Source organism: Mesorhizobium sp. M7A.F.Ca.ET.027.03.2.1 (genome assembly GCF_003999175.1).
Taxonomy (GTDB): Bacteria; Pseudomonadota; Alphaproteobacteria; order Rhizobiales; family Rhizobiaceae; genus Mesorhizobium.
Map to the genome: position 1 here is coordinate 1 of NZ_RZOM01001056.1, position 2,150 is coordinate 2,150.

Below are 2,150 nucleotides of genomic sequence, written 5' to 3' on the forward strand. Positions count from 1 at the left end.
GTGGTTGGGCACCGCCTTGCCCCAGGCCTGGAAGGTGAGCTTCGGCAGCAGACGCGACGGCACGTCGGAGCCGAGCCGCATCCGTTCCCAGGCAAGGATGCCTAGCGCTACCTGTCCGAGCAAGCCTTGGGAGAAATTTCCGTTCCAGATCGCGGCGGCATGGACGCGTGGCGAGTGGCGCAACAGGTAGTTCAGCGCCACGGACGCACCCATCGAATGGCCAAACAGGATGACCGGTCTGTTTGGCTGTTCGCTGGCGATAAGATCATGGATGGCGCCGACGTCGGCGATCACCTTGGCCGGGCCGTCCCTGTCGGCGAACCTGCCGAGCGGCGTGTTGGGCGCCTTGGTCGCGCCATGGCCGCGATGATCGTGGACATAGACGTGGAAGCCGCGGGAGCCAAGAAAATCGGCAAAGCGGGCATAGCGCGCCGCGTGCTCGGCCAATCCATGATTGATCTGGACGACGGCGCGTGCCCGGCCGTCGGCCTGCCTGACGAAAAGATTGAGATCGGCACCGGTCGGCGAGGCAACCACGCGCTGCTGGCTGAATGACATGCCGCCTGGTCCCGCCCTTGCATTATCGTCGTTGGCTTTGTTTGCGCCGGCCCGCATTATGCGTCAATCCGGCAACCCCGCTTTTCGCGACGATGTTTCTTGCGTTTGACCAGCAAAATATCGCAATTCTGACATGGAGACAGCCTCAATCTGTCGCCCACTTGTCCAGCGGGGATTTTCCATGCGCATTGCTGTCGTTTTCGGATTGGCCATGCTGGCCGCGTCGCTGGCCGGTGCCGCGCGTGCCGATGTCAAGATGAGCGGTAGCTTCGTCGCCGACGCTGCCTGTCCGGCAACGCAAGCCATCAAGAACGGCAAGAACCCCGGCAATGTCTCGACCGATGCCGGGAAGAGCTACCAGCTGCTTGCCGGCAACAAGGATGCGCCGACGCACTACCTTATCCTGGTTCCCGGCGCCGATCCGGAGCGCCGCTGGGTGAAGGTCAGTTGCGGCCACGTTTCCGGCAGCAGCGCGGCGACCGTGCCGGCCGCACCTGACGACCAAGGCAAGCCGGCGGCGTCGGGAAAACCCGAATACGTCTTCGCGCTGAGCTGGCAGCCGGCGTTTTGCGAGACAAAGTCGAACAAGACGGAATGCAAGGCGCAGAACGCCGGTGATTTCGACGCGACGCATTTCACCTTGCATGGATTGTGGCCGCAGCCGAACGGCAATTTCTATTGCCAGGCGACGGCGAGCGACAAGGCCAACGACAATCCGGCCCACTGGAAAGACCTGCCGCCGGTCAATCTGGACGCCAACACCCGCACGGAGCTCGATCAGGTGATGCCTGGAACGGCCTCCCACCTCGAGCGGCATGAATGGATCAAGCACGGCACCTGCTACGGCAAGAGCCAGCAGGATTATTTCTCCGATGCGCTCAATTTAATGCGTGCGGTGAACAGCTCGCCGGTGCGCGATCTCTTTGCCAAGAACATCGGTGGAAAGCTGACGGCGGACCAGATCCGCGGCGCTTTCGACAGCGCCTTTGGGGCGGGGGCAGGCGACCGGGTGCGCGTGTCCTGTGTCATCGATCCGTCGAGCGGCAGGCGGCTGATCGGCGAACTGACGCTCGGTCTCGCCGGTCAGATCGGCCCGAACAGCTCGCTCAAGGATCTGCTGCTGGCTTCGGTGCCGACCAACAAAGCCGGTTGCCCGACAGGCAATGTCGACGCGATCGGCTTCCAGTAACTCTCAACAGAGGTACCGGACTGTCGCCCTGCCGTGCCCTGGTGTTATGCTGCGAGCGCATCATTCTGGCGGGGGCGGCAATGGATGGCATGACGAGCAGCGCGCTGGCGCGGCTGGCTTTCTGGGCCAAGGGCATGGTCTCGATAAACGATGCCCGCATGGAATGGCCGGGCTTTTCGTATACCGACGCCGAGTGGGCACGCATGCGAACGCTCTCCGAACCGATCGGCGTCCGCACGTACCAGCTGTTCACGATCGTCAATGCGGTGATCTTCATCATTATCGCGGCGATCGGCATTTTCGGCGCCTTCCTGCCGCTGGCGACGTTGCTGTTTCCGGTGCCGGCTGACACCAGCGCGTTGAAATTCTCCTCGCTGCTGGCCGCTTGCGCTTTCTTGATCAT

Annotated in this window: 3 protein-coding genes; 2 read left to right on the forward strand and 1 reads right to left on the reverse strand. The window is 62.7% G+C overall.

Translation table 11 applies throughout. The annotated features are described in order from the left end of the window. Window positions 1-558, reverse strand: a 558-nt coding sequence (locus tag EN750_RS31035) for an alpha/beta hydrolase (protein WP_145968082.1), incomplete at its 3' end; no start/stop codon positions are given. A gap of 181 nt (window positions 559-739) precedes the next feature. Here EN750_RS31035 and EN750_RS31040 point away from each other — a divergent pair. Next, the gene (locus tag EN750_RS31040) at window positions 740-1,747 is read left to right on the forward strand and encodes a ribonuclease (protein ID WP_127399001.1); all 1,008 of its coding nucleotides are present in this window, start codon (window positions 740-742) and stop codon (window positions 1,745-1,747) included. Between the two features lie 89 nt (window positions 1,748-1,836). After that, window positions 1,837-2,150: hypothetical protein (locus EN750_RS31045; protein ID WP_145968083.1), on the forward strand; the 314-nt coding region annotated here is incomplete at its 3' end.

What these genes read in the sequence shown, in the direction of transcription:
- EN750_RS31040 (WP_127399001.1), top strand. Translation starts at nt 740, where the DNA reads ATGCGCATTGCTGTCGTTTTCGGATTGGCCATGCTGGCCGCGTCGCTG.